We start from the raw sequence: 19,980 nt of genomic DNA, 5'->3' as shown, positions 1-19,980 counted from the left end.
TCAGCCTTTCACCGCGCCGGAAGTGAGGCCGCCGACGAGGTGTTTCTGGACGATGAAGGTAAGCGTGAGCGCCGGTATGACCATGACCACGGCGAGCGCGCACATGCCGCGCCAGTCGATGGTGAATTCGGCCGTATAGTCGAGCAGGCCAACCGGCAGGGTCTTGGAGTTAATCGAGCGTGTCAGCTGCGAGGCCAGCGCGAACTCGTTCCACGAGGTGAGGAAGGCAAAGATTCCGGCCGAGGCGATGCCGGGCCCGGCGAGCGGAAACTCGACCTGCCAGAAGGCCTGCCAGCGCGTGCAGCCGTCGATCTGCGCCGCCTCGGCAAGGTCTTTCGGTACCTGGCGGAAAAAGCCGTCGATCAGCCAGATGGTGAAGGGCACATTGAGCGCGACATAGACCAGGATCAGCCCGAAATGCGTGTCGATGATGCCGAGCCGCGCAAAGACGAAGAACAGCGGCAGGGACAGTGCGATGCCGGGCACCGTGCGCGTCAGCATCAGGCCGAGAAACATCGCCGACTTGGCTTGGAAGCGATAGCGCGCAAAGGCATAGCCGCCCGCCATGCCGATGGCGATGGCGATCAGCGTCGAGGTCACCGAGATGATCAGCGAATTGCGGAAATAGTCGAGCACCGGAATGCCGCCCTTGCCGACGCCGCTGAACATGGCGACGTAGGCATCGAGCGAGAGTTGCTGCGGAATCCACACCGGCGGCTTGGCCATGATCTCGACAGTCGGCCGCAGCGACGACAGCACGATCCAGATGCCGGGCAGGCAGATGACCAGCATGGCCAGGAACAGCCCGATGCCATGGACGATCCGAAGCGCTTTGTTGCCGGCGCGATGCAGGCTGTTCTGGTCCATCCTCACCACTCCGCCGCGATCTGCGTGCGCGCCGCGGCGAGCTTGCGGTAGAAATAGACGGTGAACAGGATCGACAGCAGGATCGAGAAATAGGCCATGGCATTGGCCATGCCCATTTTGGCATCGCCATAGGCGGTGCGGGCGACCAGCGTCCAGACCAGCTCGGTGCGGCCGGCAGGGCCGCCGTCGGTCATGATCTTGACGATGTCGTAGGCGCGCGCGACGTCGAGCGAGCGGATGGTCATGGCGATGAAGGCAAACGGCATGATGAAGGGCCAGGTGACATAGCGGAATGTCTGCCATGGCGTGCAGCCGTCGACGCGGGCCGCCTCGACCGGTTCGCGCGGCATCGCCAGCAGCCCGGCTAGGATGAGGATCGCGAACACCGAAGTCGACGACCAGATCTCGGCGGTCAGGATGGCGATGAAGGCGAGATTGCCGTCGATCAGCCACGGGATGGCGCGATCGGTCAGGCCGAGCGCCTGCAGGGCGTTGTTCACCAGGCCGATATTGTCGTTGAACATGAATTTGAACTGGAAGCCGACGAGGATCGGCGAAAACATCATCGGAAACATCATGATGGTGCGCAGGACCCGCTGGCCGCGCGAGGCTTTTTCCACCAGCAGGGCCAGCCCGAGACCGATCAGCATTTCCAGGTTGAGCGCCACCGTCAGCAGCACCACAGTACGGGCAAAGGCGATCCAGAAATCGCGGCTGGTCAGGATGGTGACGTAGTTGCGGGCGCCGATGAAGACCCAGAACGTCTCAGGCCTGGTCAGCCGGAACGGCGTGAAGCTGGAGTAGAGCGACAGCAGCAACGGCACCACCACCACGGCCGCCAGCACGATCACCGCCGGCAGCAGGAGCAGCAATGGTGGCGAGGGTCTCCAGCCTTTCATGGCGATCCGGTTCTGGTTGGTGCCCGGACACCGAAGCCCGCCATCGGCGAGCTGGGATCAAGACAAAGCGGGTTGCGCATGGTTCGAAAAAAGTTCGGGGGCGCCGCTCTTCAATGAGCGCGGCGCCCCCTTGGGAGAATGGTCAAAGCTTGCCGGCGTCCTCGAGGATCTGGGTGGCCTTGGCGGCAGCGTCGTCCAGCGCCTGCTTGGAGGTCTTGTCGCCAAGGATGGCGGCCTGCAATTCGGGATAGACGGCGTTGGAGATTTCGATCCATTCAGGTGTCTGCGGCACGGCGAAAGCGTGCTTTGCCTCTTCCTGGAAAGCCGCCAGCACTTCCTTCTTGTAAGGATCGTTTGCCGCCTGCTGGATGTCCCAGTCCCACACCGCCGTGCGGGTCGGCAGAGGTCCGCTTGCCGCCTCGAGCTTCTGGCTGTCCTCATTGGTCAGGAACCAGACCAGCGAAGCGGCCGCTTCCTTGCTGGCGCAGTTTTCGGTGACCGAAAACCCGTGGTGCCCCGACCAGCCGGTGCGAATGCCGGCCGATCCCTTCGGCGCCACCTTCACGCCGACATTGCCGGCGACCTTCGACGACTTCGGATCGTTGAAGAAGCCTGCCCAGCCAGGCCAATCGAGGTTGATGGCGACCGTGCCCGAGGCAAAACCCTGGCCGAGATCGTCCCACAGATAGTTGGTGGTGCCGGCCGGCACCGCCTTGGCCTTGTAGAGATTGACGAACCAGTCGAGCGCGTGCACGCCGGCCTCCGAGTTGAAAGCGGGCCTGCCGTCCTTGTCGAGGTACTCGCCGCCGTCGGCGATGAGCATCTCGTAAAAACGGCCGTTGATCGCCTCTTCCTTGCCGGCGAACTGGGTGCCATAGAAATCGGGCGGGCTGGCGAAGAATTCCGCCTGCTGGGCGACCTCGTCCCAGGTGTCGGGCGGTGTCAGTTCCTTGCCGTACTTGGCCTTGTAGGCGGCCTTCTTGGCTTCATCCTGATAGAGGCTCTTCTGGTAATAGAGCGCCGAGACATCGAACTGCGCGCGCGGCAGCATTACCAGCTTGCCGTCGAGCGTCGAGGCCTTGATCGTCGACGGCACGAAGGCGTCGATCTCCTCCTTCGGCAGCAGCTTGTTCAGGTCGGTGTAGATATCAGGATATTGCGGCGCGAAGGACGAGTGGTTCGAGCCGACGCACCAGTTGATGCTGCCGGAGGCGATGTCCGACTTGATCTCCTTGTCGAGCTCGAAGTGGTTCTTCTTCGAGATCACGTTGACCTTGGCGCCGGTCAGTTTTTCCCATTCGCCGATCCGCGCGTAGAGCCCTTCATATTGCTGGCCGCCGATCAGCTTGGCGTCGATGGTGACGCCGTCGAATTTGCCGGGCAGTTCGGCAGCAAGGGCAGCACTAGCACCAAACGCGAGTAGCGTTACGCCGGCCGACAGGCCGCAAAACAGTTTCGTCATTGGTATCCTCCCAAAGAGCCTGCATCGATCGCGTAGCGAGGTCGATCGGCAGCTTCATTCATATACAAACAAAACATTTATAGGATCGTCAAGCCGAAAGTTCTTTCGGAAGCAAGGCTGTTGCGTATATGAAAAGTGAAATTCACTCGAGAGGCGCAATGGCAGAGGACGAGGAAGACGACCGGTATCGAGCCCCGGCGCTGGACAAGGGGCTCGACATCCTCGAGCTGCTGGCCGGCGTCGACGGCGGCCTGACGCAGGCGGAAATCGCCAAGAAACTCGACCGCAGCCCGAATGAGTTCTACCGCATGCTGGATCGGCTGGTGCGTCGCGGCTACGTCACGCGGCCGGATGGCGACCGTTATTCGCTGACGCTCAAGCTGTTTGGCCTGGCGCAGCTGCACGCGCCGGTGCGCCGGCTGGTTTCCTATGCGACGCCGCTGATGCGCGAACTGGCCGAAACCACACAGCAGGCAAACCAGCTCGTCGTCTTCGATCGCGGCTCCGCCGTGGTCATTGCCCAGCAGGAAGCGCCGGATTACTGGGGCATCTCCATCCGCGTCGGCTCGCATATCAGCCTGTTCGACACCGGGTCCGGCCATGTGCTGCTGGCGTTCCGCCCGCCGGAAGAGCGGCAGATGATGATTTCCGAACATCTGCGCAGCACCGACAAGCCACCGCAATCGCCAGAGTTTTTCGCTCGCCTCGATCAGATCCGGGAACGCGGCTACGAGATGATGGCGTCGATGCAGACGGCCGGCGTGTTCAACCTGTCGACACCCGTTCTCGGCTCGGACGGCAAGGCAATCGCCGCACTGTCGATCCCCTACATAACCCTGGTCAACGCACCCAAGGCGCCCGACATCACCAGGACGATAGAGCTGCTGCTGGCAGCGACCGAAAAGCTGTCGCAACTGGCGGGATCGACTGTCAAGCAATCGCGATGAATTCTTATTTGAATGAAGAATTTCTCCGTGAGATGATCTCGAAGTCGCCAAGGAGGAGCGCGCCGCCATGATCTTCGACACCCATCTGCACCTGATCGACCAGTCCGCCCTGCGCTATCCATGGCTGGCCGGCGTGCCGGCGCTCAACCGCGATTTCCCCTACGACGAATATGCAGTCCAGGCCCGTCGCGCCGGCATCGGGGCGGCGCTGCACATGGAAGTCGATGTCGATCCAGCCGACATCGAGGCCGAAACCGGCCATGTCAAAGCGCTCTCGCAGCAAAAGGGCAGTTTGTTGAGGGGAGCGATTGCCTCCTGCCGTCCGGAAGAGCCCGGCTTTGCCGCTTATCTGGAAACGCAGCGCGCAGATGCTTTCGTCAAAGGCTTTCGCCGCGTGCTGCACGTCGTGCCGGATGAACTGTCGGAAGGCGCGCTGTTCCGCGAAAACATCAAGCGGCTAGCCGGCAGCGGCCTGACCTTCGACCTGGTCCTTCTGCCGCACCAGATCCCCAAGGCGATCGCACTCGCCGATCTCGCGCCGGATGTGCAGTTCGTGCTCGACCATTGCGGCGTGCCCGACATCAAGGGCGGTGCCGAGCACCCCTGGCGCGAGCACATGGCGGAGATCGCGCGGCGCCCGAACGTCGTCGGCAAAATTTCCGGTGTGGTCGCCTATGCGGATGCCGGATCCTGGACGGTCGATACGCTGCGTTCCTATGTCGAGCACACCATCGCATGCTTCGGCTGGGAACGCGTCGTCTGGGGCAGCGACTGGCCGGTCTGCACGCTTGGCGGCGGGCTTGCGACCTGGATTGCGGCAACGCACGCGCTGCTTGCCGGCACCAGCATCGATGAACGGCAAAAGCTGCTCTCCGGCAACGCCAAGCGGCTGTGGAGTTTGTAAGCAGCTTCAGATCGTCGCCGACACGTGCCGCTCGCGGCCGTAGAGCGAAACCAGGAGCACGATGACCAGGCCAAGTGCCGCCTGCACGGTCGAAGGCCGGAAGCCGAGCCCGATCAGCAGCGTGTTGATCTCCGTCAGCACCAGCACGCCGGCAATGGTGCCGAAATAGCTGCCGCGGCCGCCGACAAGGGCGGCGCCGCCGACCACCACTGCCGCGATCGTCTGGAACAGATAGGGCTGGCCGACATCGCCATAGGCAGAGCCGGTGAAGCCGAGCAGCAGCACGCCGGCCGCGGCGGCGAAGAAGGCGCTCGCGGCATAGGTGACGGTCCACATTCGGACTGGATCGATCAGCGCCAGCGGCGCAGCACCTGGATTGCTGCCCTGCGCGTAGAGACGGCGCCCGTATGGCGTGCGCGCCAGCACCAGCGCCACCAGCAAGGTCAGCACCGCGACGCATGGCACCAGCCCCGGCACCGGCAGCGGTCCGACCGAACCGCCGATCGAAACGAAGGCGGAAACCACTTGCGGCGCCGATCCGGATGGAAAGCCGCCGGTCCACAACAGGACGGCACCTTGCACGATCATGCCGACGCCGAGCGTGACGATCAGCGGGTGGATATCGAGCCCACGCGAGATCAGGCCGTTCAGCGCCCCGATCAGCAAGGCGAGCGCGCCGACGACCGCGCAGACAAGAGCAAAATTCCAGCCGCCGCCGTAGAGCTGTGCGGCAACGACATTGGCAAAGCCGATGATGAAGGGGATCGACAGATCGATGCCGCCGAGAATGACGACGAGCGTCTGGCCGATCGATGCCACCGCCAGCAGCGAGGCAATCACCAGCAGCGCCCGGATGGCGAACGGCTGGGAGTAGCCCGGAATGAGCAAAGTGCCAAGAAGATGCAAGGCGACAGCGACAGCAAAAGCACCGGCGACGCGGGCATTGGTGGATTGGAACCAGTTCCGGCTCATGCTTCTCAGCCTTTCCGCCCCGAGAGCCGCTCCTGCAGTGCCGTCATGATGACGGCCACGACAAGGATCGCGCCATAGGCGATCTGCAGCACATAGGTGGAGACGTTGAAGGCGGTCAGCACGCTCTGCAGCAGGAAGATGTCGATGGCGCCGATCGCAGCCCCGGCGAGCCCGCCGCGTCCGCCGGCAAGGCTGACGCCGCCGAGCGCTACCGCGGCAATGGCGATCAGCGTGTAGGTTGGCCCGATATTGGGGTCGGCCGAACCGATCAGCGCGGTCAGCATCAGGCCCGCGCACGCGGCGAGAATGCCGGTCATGACATAGGCGATGAAACGGACTTTGGTGACTTGAACGCCGGCCGTGTAGGCGGCGCGGTCGTCGCTGCCCACCGCCATCAGCTGGTCGTAGTAAGGCGTCTGCCGCACGAGCCACCAGAACAGGAAGATCAGCGCCAACGGCAGCGCCGACCAGGGTCCGGCCATTGCCTTCAGCCAGCCCGGCGCCGGGCCGATCGGCGCCGGCAGGATGGTCAATGTCACGCCGGTGAGGATCAGGTAGGTGCCGAGCGTTGCAACGATCGGCTGGATGCGGACGATGGTCGCCAGAAAGCCGTTGGCGGCGCCGACGATCGCGCCGATGAAAAGCGCCGCCGGCACGATGACCAGCGGCGAAGACATGCCAAGCCTGAGGAACAGCACCTGGATCACCATCGCATTGACGAAGCCCATCAATGGCCCGACGGAAATGTCGATGCCGCCGCGCCCGGCGAGGATCACTGGAGCCGAGGCGAGCGCTGCGCCGATCAGCGGTGCGGCGAGCCCGATCAGCGCGCCCCAGGCGGCGGGATGGAAGCGCGCCGGATTGAGCAGAAGATTGACCGCGATCAGGATCACCAGCAGCACTGCCGCAAAGCCAGCGCCGCGCCATCGCGCCGCCATGCGCTGCAACCCGCTCATGCCGCGCGCCCGAACATGGCGGCGATCACCGTATCGCTTTTCATTTCGTCTCCAGTGATTTCGGCCGCGACCTGCTGTTCGCGAAATACCAGCACGCGATGGCAAAGCAGGAGGATCTCCTCGATCTCGCTCGACAGGATGACCAGAGCCATGCCGTCCGCCGCCAGTCCACGAAACACATCGTAAAGGACATGGCGCGTCGCCACGTCGACACCGCGCGTCGGATCGTTGAGGAGCAGGATTGCCGGTTCCAGCGCCAATGCGCGGGCCAGCAGCACCTTCTGCTGATTGCCGCCGGAAAGCGTGGTGATCGGCGCGTCCGGCCGTGGCGCGATGATCGACAGTCTGTCCCGGTAGCGTTCATAGCGCTGCCGCCGCGCGGCGAAGCTGAGCAGGCCGAAACGCATATCGCGCGACAGCGTCGAGACGGCAAAATTGTCGAGCACCGATTGGGTCGGAAAAATGCCGGTGGTGCGCCGGTCGCGCGGCAAATAGGCGATGCCGCCGGCGACCGCCTTGCGGAAATTGGTGATCGCACGCGCTCCGGTTGGCGCCTCGACGGTCACCTCGCCGCCGGCCGGGCGTTCCAGGCCGGCCAGCACTTTCAGGAACCGCTCCTGTCCGTGGCCGTCGAGGCCGGCAAGGCCGACGATCTCGCCAGGCGCAATGGTTTGCGTCATGGGGCTTGCGCCCGGCGCGATCACCAGGCCGCGCACCGAAAGGCTGGCGCGATCAGCCATGCGCCAGCTCCGCCGCCGTGCGTGGCGCCATCGCTCTGAGAAGTTCGGATGCGGTGGACGTGCCGCGTTCGTCAGTCGTCACCACGCTGCCGCCGCGCAGGACGGAAATCCGGTCCGAAAGCGACATCACCTCGTCCATGCGATGGGTGATGAACAGGATCAGGCAGCCTTCCGAGGCAAGCTTGCGCATCATGGCAAAGACCGCCTCGCGATCGGCAAAGTCGAGCGCCGCCGTAACCTCGTCAAGGATGAGAATGCGCGGGCTGCGGACCACGGCGCGGGCGAGCACTACCAATTGCTGAACGGCAAGCGGCAATTGCCCGGCCAACTGGTCGAGCGGGATCTCGGTCACCGCGAAGCGCTTCAGCACCGCGTGCGCGCGTTGCCGCCGCTCGGCACGCGGCACGGTGCGCGCCAGCAAGCCGTCGAGGCCGAGCAGGATATTGTCCGTCACCGAACGGTCAGGCGCGATCAGCACTTCCTGGAACACGGTCGCGAACCCGGCGCCCTGGAACACCGCCGGCGAGGGGCCGGTAAAGGGCGCTCCATCGAGCAGGATCGCGCCGCTGTCCGGCTGGACGATTCCCGACAGCAGCTTGACCAGCGTGCTCTTGCCCGAACCATTCTCGCCCAGGATGGTGTGGATCGTGCCGGCCCGGAATACGATGGAGGCATTGGCCAGCGCAACCGTTTCGCCGTAGCGTTTCGAGATGGCCTGGACTTCCAGCATGAGCAATCCTGATGGAGAAAGCCGGCACCGCTGGTGCGGAGCCGGCCTTCGTATCCTACTTGGCGCAGGCGTCCGGCACCTTCGAATAATCCCAGCCCTTGGTGGGTGTCGGATTGGCGAAGTAGGCATCGAGCCATTCCTCCGGCATCGGATCCTTCGGCGGGACCGGGAAGATCGAGACGGCGTCCGGCGTCATGCAGTCCTTGTACCAGGCGCCGAGGTCGGCATTGTGCACCGGCGGAATCGGGATCAGCAGCGTGTTGAGCTTCGGCTTCTGTCCGTCGAGCATGCGCACGCCGACACGAAACAGCGTCTCGGCCGTCCAGTGCGGCAGAACCGCATGGCCTTCGAAGCGGTATTTGTCGGGATTGGCCTTCCAGTAGCCGAGCGCATCGCCGGTGATCGAGCCGGTGATCAGCGGGGCAGGGCGGCCGGCCTCGGCAAAGGCCTCGGCGACGACTCGGCTTTCGCTGCCGGTCGTCCACACCGCATCGATCGGCGCCGGATTGGTGGCGATCGCCTGAAGCACCGCCGTCTTGGTGACATTGGCCGTCCAGTTGCCGTTGACGCTGCGCGAGACCTTGAGCTTTGAATTTTCGGCCAGCGCCTTGTCGCCGCCCTGGCGCTCCTGCACGACGATCGGATGGCCGGCGATGCCTTCGACCAGAAGCACGCTGCCGCCGTCCGGCATTGCCTTGCCGATCGCGGTCATCATGTCGTAGCCCCAGCGGGCATAGTTGGAATCGACATTGATGGCATTCGGGCTGGTCACCGACCCAGCCGCCGTGATGAACGGGATGCCGGCTTTGGCTGCCGCATCGATGGCATCGTCCAACGCCGTCGCCGAGCCGGGGATCGAGGTGATGATCGAGCATTTCTTGTCGATGAAGGCGCGGATCTGGTTGATCTGCTGACTGGCGTCATTGTTGGAATCCGACACTTCGAAACTCGCCACCGTCCCGTCGGCGATCAGCCCGTCGACCAGCCGCTTCAACTCCTTGGTGACTGTGACGCGCCACGGATTGCCCTGATAGGACTCGGAGTGGCACCATTTCCACGGCTTTGGCGGCGGCGTGAAATTATCCCAGGCCGACGGCAGCACCTTCTGAGGCGCGCCGTCATATTGCGTCTTCAGTTCGGTCGGCAATCCCGCAATCACGCCCGAAACGTCTTGAGCGCAGGCTATGGTCGTGACCGATGCAAGTGCGGTTGCGGCCATAAGGCCGCGGATCAGGCTGTTCATGTTCTCCTCCGTTCGGTTGTTTTCAGGCTCCTCCGCCGGCAACGCCGGACACCTGCGTCGAAAGGCTTTCCCGAAACAGGCGATTGAGATCGGCAACGACGCGAGCGGCATTGTGCCTTTCGCTCAGGCCGAGATTGATGCGATCTGACGCCGCCTGCTGGAAGGACATGTAGCCGTCGTGCCGCGGCCTGACCCAGGCACCTTCGAGCGTGGCTCGGGTGTCCTTGTAGAAATTGCCGGTGGCAGCGTTGACGGCGGCATCCTCCCAGGCTGCCGCATGGCCGGGCTGGCCGCCGGCCGAGGCGTAAGGGCCGCGCTGCACGTCACCGCTGGCGATCCAGTAGGCGAAGTCGATGGCCGCCTGCCTGGCCTTCGAAAAAGCTGACACCGCAATGCCGGTCCCGCCGAGCGCCGAGCCTTTGGGGCCGGCATTGCCCGCGGCCGGGATATCCGCGAAAGCCAGGCGGTTGGGTCGAAACCCGGCGATGGCATAGGAGACATAGCCATAGATCAGCGGTGCACAGGCGATCCGTGATCCCGATCCGGCCATTTGCTCCAGAACCGCGATCGGATCCATGCCAAGGCATGCCGGATCGACGAGGGCCGCGATCTCGCGCATCATCTCGAAAACCTGCTTGCCCGTTGCCGGATCCACATGGTCGCCGGGGCCTTCGCCGGCGGGCCGGCCGAGATTGCCGGCAAGCGTGTAGAACACCATCAGCGCATGCGGCGGCCTGAGCGGCAACAGCACGTGGCCTTGCCGGGCCAGATCGAGCGCATCGGCCCAGTTCGCCGGTGCAGCCGAAAGCATGTCCGGCCGCCAGGCCTCCACCTGGCTGGCCGCGTCGATCGGAAACGCCCACTGCCTGCCTTGCCAGTTGTAGCTCGGATAGGACCGGCCGACGCTGCCCGTCGCAAGTGCTGCACGTTCGGCGTCCCGGCCGGCCGCATCGAGCGGCGTCAAACAATTCTCGGCGGTGATCTGGCCGACATGCGGATGGTCGATGACGATCAGATCATAGGCACGGGCCAATTCCTCGACCGGGAAGGATTCGAAATCCTGCAGCGAGCGCTTGTCCCATTCGATGGCAACGCCGGTGCGTTCCGTCCACAGCGCCGAACAGGCGACCATCGGATCATAGCCGCGCGGATGGCTCCAGGTCATGCCTTTGAGCGTCACGTCGCTCACAGCCCGAACTCCTCGCGGATTTTTGCGCTGTGCTCGCCGATGCGTGGCGCGGCCCGCTCGACCTTGGCGCGGATGCCGTCGACCCTGAGCGGCGAGCGCGTGGTGAGGATCGAAACGTCATCCTCGCGCGTCACCGTCTGCAGCATGTCGAGAACCTGGAAGCCTTCGCTGGCCATCATTTCCGGCCAGGTCAAAACCTTGGCGCACCAGATGTCGGCAGGCTCGAGGATGGCAAGCCACTCGTCGACCGTTTTCGTCGCGATTTTTTGCGCGATGATCGCCTTGATCTCGTCGCGGGCAGTGAACCAGGTCGACGGCTGATCGCGATAGGGCGCAAGCTCTTCGAGGCCCAGAAGATCGGCCAGCTTCGATATCGGCGTCATGGCGATCGCCAGATAACCGTCCTTGGCTGGATAGACGCCGTAGGGCGCCGACAGATAGGCATGGGCGCTGCGGAAAGATGACCGCCGCGGCAGCCGGCGTCCGTCATTGAGATGCGTCGTCAGCACCTCGAACTGAAAGTCGACCAGTGCTTCGAGCAGGCTGGTCTCGACATGGCTGCCCTTGCCGGTCACGCCGCGCCGCACCAGTGCGGCAAGGATGCCTTGCGCGGCGGCGGAGCCGGCCAGCATGTCGGCGATCGCCAGCCCGAAGGGCACCGGCCCCTGGTCCTCGTCGCCGTTCAGCCACATGACGCCGGAGCGGGCCTGCGCCAGCAGATCCTGCCCGGGCCGCTTGACCCATGGGCCTTCCTCGCCGTAGCCGCTGATCGAGGCATAGACCAGGCGCGGATTGATCTTGCGCACCGCCTCATAATCGAAGCCCAGTCGTTCGATGACGCCGGGCCTGAAATTCTGGATCAGCACGTCGGCCTTGGCCAGCAGGCCGCGCAGCGCCGCAAGATCGGCCTCGTCCTTCAAGTCGATGGCAAGGCTTTCCTTGGCGCGGTTGATCGCGTGGAAAATAGTGGAATCGCCGCCGATCTCGGTGTCGCTGAGATAAAGCCGGCGCGACAGGTCGCCGCCATCCGGCCGTTCTATCTTGATGACGCGGGCGCCGAGGTCGAGCAGTCTGAGCGAACAGTAAGGCCCGGACAGGAATTGGCTCATATCGACGACGATGAGCCCGGTCAGCGGCAGTTCGGCAATGGCAGCCATTGCCTATCTCTCCGTCTTGCCGGCGAAATCGGCCGGATTGCGGTACTTCACCGTCTGCAGGTGCTCGCAATAAAGCACGAGCTCGCCTTCGCCCTTGAAGACTTCATAGCTGGCGCGGATCAGCCCCATTTCCTTGTATTTCGGCTTCTTGTCGAGGTTGGAGCGGATCGAATAAATCGTGTCGCCGATGAACACCGGCTTGATGAAGCGCAATTTGTCGTAGCCATACGAAAAGGCGTTGATGCAATTGGTGGCGACGAGCCCGAGCCCGGCCGAGAACACGAAGGCGCCGGCGACCAGCCGCTTGCCGAAGATGCCTTCCGTTTCAGCGAACATCTGGTCCTGCACGTATGGATGGATGTCGAGCACCAGCGTATTGAAGAGATGGCTGTCGCCCTCGGCAATGGTCCGGCGCAGCGAACGGATCTTCTGGCCGACCGGCCAGTCTTCGTAGAACCAGTTCTCCGCGTTCCAGACGGGAAGGTCGGCGTGTTCCTTCGGCATGTTGGCGGGGTGTGTCGATGCCACGCCAACGGTTGGCGCGAAGCCGCTCATGACGACTTCCTCTGGGAGCGGGAATCGTCCATCAGGGCGCGCCGCAGACCAGCGAAATGCATGATCGATCCTCCCGTCAATCTTCTTTTGTGAATAGTATTTTCACATATGGGGTTGTGTTGCAAGCGAGTCTCGGCGAAATTTTGCTGCGATCCGCGGCGGCCAACGCCGGCGGAACAGGAGGAAATGATGCAGAATGCCTGTCTGGTTTTCGTCGGCAGCCTCAACCGCGACGCCCCATATTTTCAGGGCGCGCGCGGTGTCGGGCTGGGCGTCTATAATTTCGACGAGGGGACGCTGGAGACGAAGAAACTGGCCGAGACGGGAGGCATCGACAATCCGACCTTCCTGTCGGTGACGCCGGATGGCTCCTACATCTACGCCAATTCCGAAGTGTTCACCTGGCGCGAAGGCGTGGTCTCGGCCTACCGTTTCGACAGGCAGGCCGCCACGCTGTCCTACATCAATAAGCAGCCGACGCTGGGCAGCATAACGGCGCACAACACCATCACGCGCGACCGGACGAAGCTATTGGTCGCCAATTACGGCATGGGCGAGGGTGGCCCCGATCGCTCGGTCGTGGTCTTCGGGCTGCGCGACGATGGCGGCCTGACCGCGCCATTGTCGAGCGTCGCCCATAGCGGGACCGGACCAGACCTCGCACGCCAGGAGCGGCCGCATGCCCATAGCGTAACCGAGACGGTTGCCGGCGGTGTTGCGATCGTCGCCGACCTCGGCATCGACCGGCTGGTGTCCTACCGCATCGGCTCAGACGACAGCCTGACCAAACTGGCCGAGTCGGCGCTTGCGCCGGGCACAGGTCCGCGCCATCTCGCGCTGCATCCCGGCGGCCGCTTCGTGTTCGTCATGAACGAACTGGATTCGACGGTCGTCTCGCTGGCGCTGGACGAAGCATCAGGCAAGCTTACAGTGGTCGACAGCAAGCCGGCCGTGCCGGCCGAGGCACGCGACGGCAATCACTGTGCCGACATCCAGATCTCGCCCGACGGCCGCTTTCTCTACGGCTCCAATCGCGGCCATGACAGCATCGCCGTGTTTTCGATCGACCAGCAAACCGGCAGGCTTGCCCTTGTCGACTATACGCCTTGCGGCGGTGCCACGCCGCGCAATCTGGCACTGACGCCCTCGGGCGGCCATCTGTTCTCGGCCAACCAGAATGCCGACCGCATCTCGATTTTCGCCCGTGATGCCGCAACCGGCCGGCTGACCGACACCGGCCGATCCATCGGCATTGGCACGCCGATGTGCGTGAGGATCGTGCGTTGACGCGATCTCAGAACTCGAGCGCCTGCCTGAGTGCCGGGCCGCTCCTGACGCGCAAATCGAGGTCGGCCTCGATATGGTCGATGTGGTGCAGCATCAGCGCGCTGGCGCGTTCGGCATTGCCATTTTCCAGCGCCTCGAGGATCTGCGTGTGCTCGTTGTGGCCGCAGCTCGAGATACCCGAGCGGCCATAGAGCGCGATCACCAGAGATGAACGAGCGACCAATTCCTCCATGAAGCGCTGCAGGATGACGTTTCCCGCGACCGACGCCAGCAGCAGGTGAAAATCCCCCGACGCCTTGATCTCCGATCGCCTTGCGTTCGGTCCGCGTTCGGCGATGAAACGGCCTTCTTCGTCGAGCTGGGCCTTGAACGCGGCGACATGCGCCGGCGTCATCCGCCCGGCGGCGGCAATCGCGATGCCGGGTTCGATCAGCCGGCGCGAAGCAAAGACCTGCCGCGCTTCCTCCGGCGACGGATTGGCGACGAAGGCGCCGCGATTGCGCTCGGTGCGCACCAATCCCTCGAAGGAAAGCATCTGCAGTGCGGCGCGCGCCACGGTGCGGCTGACATCGAACAGCGTGCCGACTTCGCCTTCGGAAAGCTTGGTTCCGGGCGCCAGCCGGCGATCGACGATCGCGTCGCGCAACTGGTCGCGGATCGCCTGCGCGCGATCCTCGTTGGCGGCCTCGATAGCAGGGAAAGTCTGGTCGGCAATGTTCATGGCGGTGATCCTGCGTACTTCTACCCTGAATCGCATCGCTTGGACGAGAGACAAAGTGAATACAGGGATGAAAAAGATTGCATGCGATTTTTGCGAGGATCGGCGGCAATCGCCTATAATTTGTGCATTGCACAAGGATGCCATATCGGCAGCCATGTCGATGCAGCCCTGATTTCTTCGAGGATTCAGTCGGTTGGTGCGGCGGCGCGCAACTGGCACGCATGATGCTTTGGCTAATCCGACCAAAGGGGAAGCTGGATGTCCAAAGCCGCCGAAATCGACATTGTGTCCGTTTCGAAAGTCTATGGCGCGACGACTGCCGTCGAAGGCATCAGCCTGAAAATCCCTGCGGGAACCTATTGCTGCCTGCTCGGTCCGTCCGGCTGTGGCAAGACCTCGACGCTGCGCATGATCGCCGGGCACGAGAGCATATCGAGCGGCGATGTGCGGCTCGGCAACACAGTGGTCACCGACCTGCCGCCGGCCAGGCGCGGCACTGCCATGATGTTCCAATCCTACGCGCTGTTTCCGCATCTCGACCTGATCGACAATGTCGCGTTCAGCCTGAAGATGAAAGGCGTCGGCAAGGAGGAGCGCCGCGCCAAGGCACTCGACATGCTGAAGCTGATGCAGATGGAGGCATATGCCAGCCGCCGTCCGGCGCAGCTTTCGGGCGGCCAGCAGCAGCGCGTTGCTCTTGCGCGCGCACTGATCACCGATCCCGAGGCGCTGTTGCTCGACGAACCGCTTTCGGCGCTCGATCCGTTCCTGAAGATCCGCATGCGGGCCGAACTGAAGAAGCTGCAGACGTCGCTCGGCATCACGTTCGTCCACGTCACCCACAGCCAGGAAGAGGCGATGGCGCTGGCCGACCTGATCGTGGTCATGAACGACGGCCGTATCGAGCAGGCGGCGCACCCTCGCACGGTGTTCGAGCGGCCGGCCACGGCCTTCGTCGCTCGTTTCATGGGCGACCACAATGTCATCTCCGGCCGCGTCACCGGTAGTCGTGACGGCATGGTTGTTTTCGATGTGCCCGGCGGTGTCACGCTCGCCGCCAGCGGGCAGGGCAGGGCGACCGGGGAGCCCATCGACATCGCCATTCGCACCGACCACGTGCGGATCGGCGAGCCGCCGGCGGCGGGGCTCGGCTTCACCGGCATCGTTTCAAACGTCGAGTACCGCGGTTCGACCGTGAAGCTCTCGGTCAATGGCGCGGGCATCGAGGATTTCACGGTGATCGTCGACGACACCAGCTTCTTCGCCAGCCCGGTTGCCGTCGGCGACGCAGTGCCGATCGCCTGGGACGCCGAGGACGCGATCGTCCTTGGCCGTCTCGATTCCTGAAATCCAGCATAACCAACCAAAACAGGGGAACTGAACATGACCAACACCACAGACAAGAAGACTGGAATATCGCGTCGCTCGCTGCTCAAGACAGGCGCCGCCGCCGTCAGTTTTGCCGCCGGTTCCGGCGCCATATCAGGCTTTCCGACCATCTGGGCGCAATCGAACATCACGTTGCGCCAGTTCGGCACCGGCGTGTCCAACCTCAATGCCATCGCCGACAAGTGCAAGGCGGATCTCGGCATCACGCTGGAGATGACGGCAACCGATTCCGATGCCGCTGCCCAGCGCGCGGTAACGCAGCCCGACAGCTACGACATCGCCGATATCGAATACTGGATCTGCAAGAAGGTGTTTCCGACAGGCGTCCTGCAGCCGATGGATGTCACCAAGCTGAAATACTACGACGAACTCGTGCCGCTGTTCAAAACCGGCAAGCTGACGCCGGACAGCGTCATTGCCCAGGGCACCGCGCCGCACACGGTCGGCTACGTCGAGGCGCAGGACAGCAAGGTATTCGCCAAGGCGCCGACCAATTGGTTCACCATGGTGCCGACGATCTACAATGCCGATACGCTCGGCATCCGCCCCGACCTCGTCGGCCGTGACATCACCACCTGGGCCGACATCATGGATCCGGCCTTCAAGGGCAAGACAGCCATCCTCAACATCCCGTCGATCGGCATCATGGATGCGGCGATGATCATGGAAGCCACTGGCAATATCAAATATGCCGACAAGGGCAACATGACCAAGGAGGAGATCGACAAGACGATCGATTTCCTCATCAAGGCCAAGCAGGACGGCCAGTTCCGTGCCTTCTGGAAGTCCTTCGACGAAAGCGTCAACCTGATGGCTTCAGGCGAAGTGGTGATCCAGTCGATGTGGTCGCCGGCCGTGGCCGCGGTCCGCTCCAAGGGCATCGCGTGCCGGTTCCAGCCGCTCAAGGAAGGCTACCGGTCCTGGGGTGGCGGGCTTGGCCTGGCAGCCCATCTCTCCGGTGCCGAACTCGATGCCGCCTATGAATACATCAACTGGTACACGTCCGGTTGGGTGGGCGGCTACCTCAATCGCCAGGGCTACTACTCGGCCAACATGGTGTCGGCCAAGAAGTTCATGTCCGAGGACGAATGGGGCTACTGGATCGAAGGTAAGCCGGCAAAGGGCGATATCCTGTCACCGGACGGCAAGGTCATGGAAAAGGCAGGCGCCGTGCGTGACGGCGGCTCGTTCGAAGAGCGCATGGGCAAGGTCGCCTGCTGGAACTCGGTCATGGACGAGGACCGCTATATGGTAAAGCGCTGGAACGAGTTCATCGCTGCTTGATGCCCTCTGCCTTCTCCCCTTGTGGGAGAAGGTGGATTGGCGCGCAGCGCCAAGACGGTTGAGGGGTGCTGGACGGAGCACTGTTGGTGCCAAGCTGGAACACCCCTCATCCGACCGAGCTTCGCTCAGCCACCTTCTCCCACAGGGGGAGAAGGGAACACCCCTCAGTCGCATCGCCGACTTGGACCGAGAGATAGATGGCAGTAGCGCTCGAACAATCCACGCACGTTACGTCTGCGAAGCCGGCCAGAACTAGGCGCTCCTTTGCCGGCGTCGCACCCTATCTCCAGGCGGCACCGCTGGCGCTGATCCTCGGCGCGTTCCTCCTGTTGCCGATCCTGATGATCGCCGTGGTCTCATTCTGGGACTACGATTTCGCGGCGATGTATCCGGATTTCCTGACCACCAACTATGCCGACACGCTCGGCTCCTGGGTCACCTGGAAAACCTATCTGAACACGCTGAAATACGCCGCCATCGTTTGGGCGCTGACGCTGTTCATCGGTTTCTGGGTCGCCTATTTCCTCGCCTTCCACATCAGAACCACAGCCATGCAGATGGCGCTGTTCCTCGTCTGCACCGTGCCGTTCCTGACCTCCAACATCATCCGCATGATCTCGTGGATTCCAGTGCTTGGCCGCAATGGCCTGGTCAACTCGACGCTGGTGCAGATGGGGCTGATCCCGAAGCCGATCGAATGGTTGCTCTATTCCGAATTCGCCGTGGTGCTGGCCATGGTGCATCTCTATACGCTGTTCATGGTGACGCCGATCTTCAACACGCTGATGCGCATCGACAAGTCGTTGGTCGAGGCCGCGCGCGACGCCGGCGCTTCCGGCTGGCAGGTTCTGTGGAACGTCGTCATCCCGCTTGCCAAGCCCGGCATGGCGATCGGCACCATCTTCGTCGTCACCCTGGTGATGGCCGACTTTTCGACGGTGCAGGTGATGTCCGGCGGCCAGAGCGCCTCTGTCGCGCTGATGATGAAAAACCAGATGTCGCTGCTGCAATATCCGGCAGCCGCCGCCAACGCGGTCGTGCTGCTGGTGCTGGTGCTGTTGATGGTCGCGGGCATCCTGCGCATCGTCGATATTCGCAAGGAGCTGTGAGGCGATGAGCCCCGACAAGCGCACCTTCGAATTCTACGTGCTGGCGGCCTTCTTCGCGCTTTTCGTGCTGTTCCTATACGGCCCGCTTTCGGCGATCCTTATCCTGTCCTTCCAGGGCGAGAATGGCGGTCTGACGTTTCCGTTGAACGGCGTTTCGCTGCACTGGTTCGCCAATCTGTTCGAGCGCCAGGCGGTCGGCGATTTCGGCGGCAGTTTCAAACGCTCGCTCGTCCTTGGCCTGATGGTGATGATCGTCACGGTCGTCGTGTCGCTGCTTGCCGGCCTTGCCTTCCGGCAGAAATTTCGCGGCGCAACCGCACTGTTCTATCTGGCCGTCGCCAGCCTGGTCGTCCCGTCGATCATTATCAGTCTCGGCATCGGCGTCGTCTTCCAGCAGACCGGCTTCCGCCCCGCCTGGTACACGTCTGCTTTCGGCGCCCATCTGACCTGGACTTTGCCTTTCGGCGTGCTGATCATGTTCGCGGTCTTCAACCGGTTCTCGCCGGCCTATGAGGAAGCCGCGCGGGATCTCGGAGCATCGTCGTGGCAGACCTTCGCCCATGTCGTTCTGCCGATGATCGCGCCCAGCCTGATCGGTGTCGGCCTGTTCGGCTTCACTCTGTCATATGACGAGTTCGCCCGCACGCTGATGACCTCGGGGACCTTCAACACGCTGCCGCTCGAAATCTACGGCATGACGACGAATGTGACGACGCCGGTGCTCTATGCGCTCGGTACAGTGACGACCGTGTTTTCCTTTCTGGTGATCCTGCTGACGCTCGGCGCAATCGTCTATGTCGGCCGCCGCCGGGAGCGTGCCTGACAGTGCAGATCCTCGTCGTCAATCCAAACACCACCGCCAGCATGACCGAGACTATTGCGGCGGCGGCCCGATCGGTCGCTGGTCAATCGACGAAGATCGTTGCCGTCACCTCGACGATGGGCCCGGTTTCGATCGAAGGCTATTACGATGAAGCGCTTGCCGTACCCGGCCTGCTGGTCGAGATCGCTGCCGGCGAGCGCTCAGGCGCGCAGGCTGCGATCATCGCCTGTTTCGACGACACCGGCCTCGACGCCGCACGCGCCATGGCCAACATTCCGGTCATCGGCATTTGCGAGGCAGCGCTCAGCACGGCCTCGTTCATCGCCCAGCGCTTCACCGTCGTCACCACCACCGGACGCTCGCACGTGCCGGTCGAAGGGTTGGTGCAGCGCTATGGCATGGCGGGGCGCGCGCGCGTGCGCGCTGCCGATATCCCGGTTCTTGCCCTCGAAGATCCGGCATCCGATGCGCTCCTGAAGCTGCGCAACGAGATTGCGCGCGCCATCGACGAGGATCGCGCCGAAGCGATCGTGCTCGGCTGTGCCGGCATGGCCGACTTGGCGGCCGCGCTGCAGCGGGAATTCGGGCTTCCGGTCATCGACGGCGTCGGCGCCGCAGTCAAGCAGGCCGAGGCCTTGATAACGCTTGGCCTGACGACATCTAAGCGCGGCGCCTATGCAAGCCCATTGGCAAAGCCCTATCATGGTGCGTTGAAGTCCTTCGCGCCTGATGCCGCCGAGTGATCG

Annotated in this window: 20 protein-coding genes; 8 read left to right on the top strand and 12 right to left on the bottom strand. The window is 63.3% G+C overall.

Translation table 11 applies throughout. From position 1 onward, the window contains the following. The 3 genes from NKH29_RS21715 to NKH29_RS21705 all read right to left on the bottom strand — a co-directional run bounded on the left by NKH29_RS21715 (window position 1) and on the right by NKH29_RS21705 (window position 3,228). A complete protein-coding gene (locus NKH29_RS21715) occupies window positions 1-867 on the bottom strand; it encodes a carbohydrate ABC transporter permease (protein ID WP_352482777.1) in 867 nt (288 codons plus the stop codon). A gap of 2 nt (window positions 868-869) precedes the next feature. After that, the gene (locus NKH29_RS21710; RefSeq protein ID WP_352715852.1) at window positions 870-1,766 is read right to left on the bottom strand and encodes a carbohydrate ABC transporter permease; all 897 of its coding nucleotides are present in this window, start codon (window positions 1,764-1,766) and stop codon (window positions 870-872) included. Between the two features lie 142 nt (window positions 1,767-1,908). Continuing rightward, window positions 1,909-3,228, bottom strand: coding sequence for a type 2 periplasmic-binding domain-containing protein (locus tag NKH29_RS21705; RefSeq protein WP_352715849.1), 1,320 nt, complete (start codon window positions 3,226-3,228; stop codon window positions 1,909-1,911). A 158-nt stretch (window positions 3,229-3,386) separates the two neighbouring features. On the opposite strand from NKH29_RS21705, the gene NKH29_RS21700 reads away from it, so the two are divergent. Beyond that, window positions 3,387-4,175, top strand: a complete 789-nt coding sequence (locus tag NKH29_RS21700) for an IclR family transcriptional regulator (protein ID WP_352502210.1) — start codon at window positions 3,387-3,389, stop codon at window positions 4,173-4,175. 67 nt (window positions 4,176-4,242) lie between these two features. After that, a complete protein-coding gene (locus tag NKH29_RS21695; RefSeq protein ID WP_352789753.1) occupies window positions 4,243-5,079 on the top strand; it encodes an amidohydrolase family protein in 837 nt (278 codons plus the stop codon). A gap of 6 nt (window positions 5,080-5,085) precedes the next feature. Here the strand turns inward: NKH29_RS21695 and NKH29_RS21690 are convergent, their stop codons facing one another. The 8 genes from NKH29_RS21690 to NKH29_RS21655 are packed head-to-tail and all read right to left on the bottom strand — an operon-like array spanning window position 5,086 to window position 12,621. Beyond that, the gene (locus NKH29_RS21690) at window positions 5,086-6,051 is read right to left on the bottom strand and encodes an ABC transporter permease (RefSeq protein ID WP_352789755.1); all 966 of its coding nucleotides are present in this window, start codon (window positions 6,049-6,051) and stop codon (window positions 5,086-5,088) included. A 5-nt stretch (window positions 6,052-6,056) separates the two neighbouring features. After that, entirely contained in the window at window positions 6,057-7,007 is a 951-nt protein-coding gene (locus tag NKH29_RS21685) for an ABC transporter permease (RefSeq protein ID WP_353000551.1), read from the bottom strand. Next, window positions 7,004-7,747, bottom strand: coding sequence for an ATP-binding cassette domain-containing protein (locus NKH29_RS21680; protein WP_352455286.1), 744 nt, complete (start codon window positions 7,745-7,747; stop codon window positions 7,004-7,006). The genes NKH29_RS21685 and NKH29_RS21680 overlap by 4 nt, the downstream gene beginning before the upstream one ends. Further along, entirely contained in the window at window positions 7,740-8,477 is a 738-nt protein-coding gene (locus NKH29_RS21675; protein WP_352547454.1) for an ATP-binding cassette domain-containing protein, read from the bottom strand. Before NKH29_RS21675 ends, NKH29_RS21680 begins: the two co-directional genes overlap by 8 nt. Window positions 8,478-8,532: 55 nt before the next feature. Then, on the bottom strand, window positions 8,533-9,720 hold the full coding sequence (locus NKH29_RS21670; RefSeq protein ID WP_352547455.1) for an ABC transporter substrate-binding protein: 1,188 nt from the start codon (window positions 9,718-9,720) through the stop codon (window positions 8,533-8,535). 22 nt (window positions 9,721-9,742) lie between these two features. Next, complete coding sequence (locus NKH29_RS21665) at window positions 9,743-10,885, bottom strand: extracellular solute-binding protein (RefSeq protein ID WP_352494030.1); 1,143 nt, start codon at window positions 10,883-10,885, stop codon at window positions 9,743-9,745. Between the two features lie 20 nt (window positions 10,886-10,905). Continuing rightward, window positions 10,906-12,066 (bottom strand): CaiB/BaiF CoA transferase family protein, encoded by a 1,161-nt coding sequence (locus NKH29_RS21660; RefSeq protein WP_352789759.1) that lies wholly within the window; start codon window positions 12,064-12,066, stop codon window positions 10,906-10,908. A 3-nt stretch (window positions 12,067-12,069) separates the two neighbouring features. Further along, a complete protein-coding gene (locus tag NKH29_RS21655; protein WP_352590334.1) occupies window positions 12,070-12,621 on the bottom strand; it encodes a MaoC family dehydratase in 552 nt (183 codons plus the stop codon). 189 nt (window positions 12,622-12,810) lie between these two features. Here NKH29_RS21655 and NKH29_RS21650 point away from each other — a divergent pair, with 189 nt between their 5' ends. Then, on the top strand, window positions 12,811-13,908 hold the full coding sequence (locus NKH29_RS21650; RefSeq protein WP_352789762.1) for a lactonase family protein: 1,098 nt from the start codon (window positions 12,811-12,813) through the stop codon (window positions 13,906-13,908). A 7-nt stretch (window positions 13,909-13,915) separates the two neighbouring features. Here NKH29_RS21650 and NKH29_RS21645 read toward each other — a convergent pair whose 3' ends face one another. After that, window positions 13,916-14,629, bottom strand: coding sequence for a GntR family transcriptional regulator (locus NKH29_RS21645; RefSeq protein WP_023676076.1), 714 nt, complete (start codon window positions 14,627-14,629; stop codon window positions 13,916-13,918). 258 nt (window positions 14,630-14,887) lie between these two features. On the opposite strand from NKH29_RS21645, the gene NKH29_RS21640 reads away from it, so the two are divergent. The 5 genes from NKH29_RS21640 to NKH29_RS21620 all read left to right on the top strand — a co-directional run bounded on the left by NKH29_RS21640 (window position 14,888) and on the right by NKH29_RS21620 (window position 19,977). Then, window positions 14,888-15,976: an ABC transporter ATP-binding protein gene (locus NKH29_RS21640; RefSeq protein WP_352547462.1), complete on the top strand. Its 1,089-nt coding sequence runs from the start codon at window positions 14,888-14,890 to the stop codon at window positions 15,974-15,976. A gap of 36 nt (window positions 15,977-16,012) precedes the next feature. Then, window positions 16,013-17,302 (top strand): ABC transporter substrate-binding protein, encoded by a 1,290-nt coding sequence (locus NKH29_RS21635; RefSeq protein ID WP_352547464.1) that lies wholly within the window; start codon window positions 16,013-16,015, stop codon window positions 17,300-17,302. A gap of 197 nt (window positions 17,303-17,499) precedes the next feature. After that, window positions 17,500-18,411: an ABC transporter permease gene (locus NKH29_RS21630; protein WP_353000547.1), complete on the top strand. Its 912-nt coding sequence runs from the start codon at window positions 17,500-17,502 to the stop codon at window positions 18,409-18,411. A 4-nt stretch (window positions 18,412-18,415) separates the two neighbouring features. Then, a complete protein-coding gene (locus tag NKH29_RS21625) occupies window positions 18,416-19,234 on the top strand; it encodes an ABC transporter permease (RefSeq protein ID WP_352789766.1) in 819 nt (272 codons plus the stop codon). 2 nt (window positions 19,235-19,236) lie between these two features. Further along, on the top strand, window positions 19,237-19,977 hold the full coding sequence (locus NKH29_RS21620) for an aspartate/glutamate racemase family protein (protein ID WP_023716674.1): 741 nt from the start codon (window positions 19,237-19,239) through the stop codon (window positions 19,975-19,977). Window positions 19,978-19,980 lie beyond the last annotated feature (3 nt).

This window comes from Mesorhizobium sp. M1295, from assembly GCF_040318135.1.
GTDB lineage: Bacteria > Pseudomonadota > Alphaproteobacteria > Rhizobiales > Rhizobiaceae > Mesorhizobium.
Note: the sequence above shows the minus strand (reverse complement) of the source record. Positions and strands in the feature narration are given on the sequence as shown.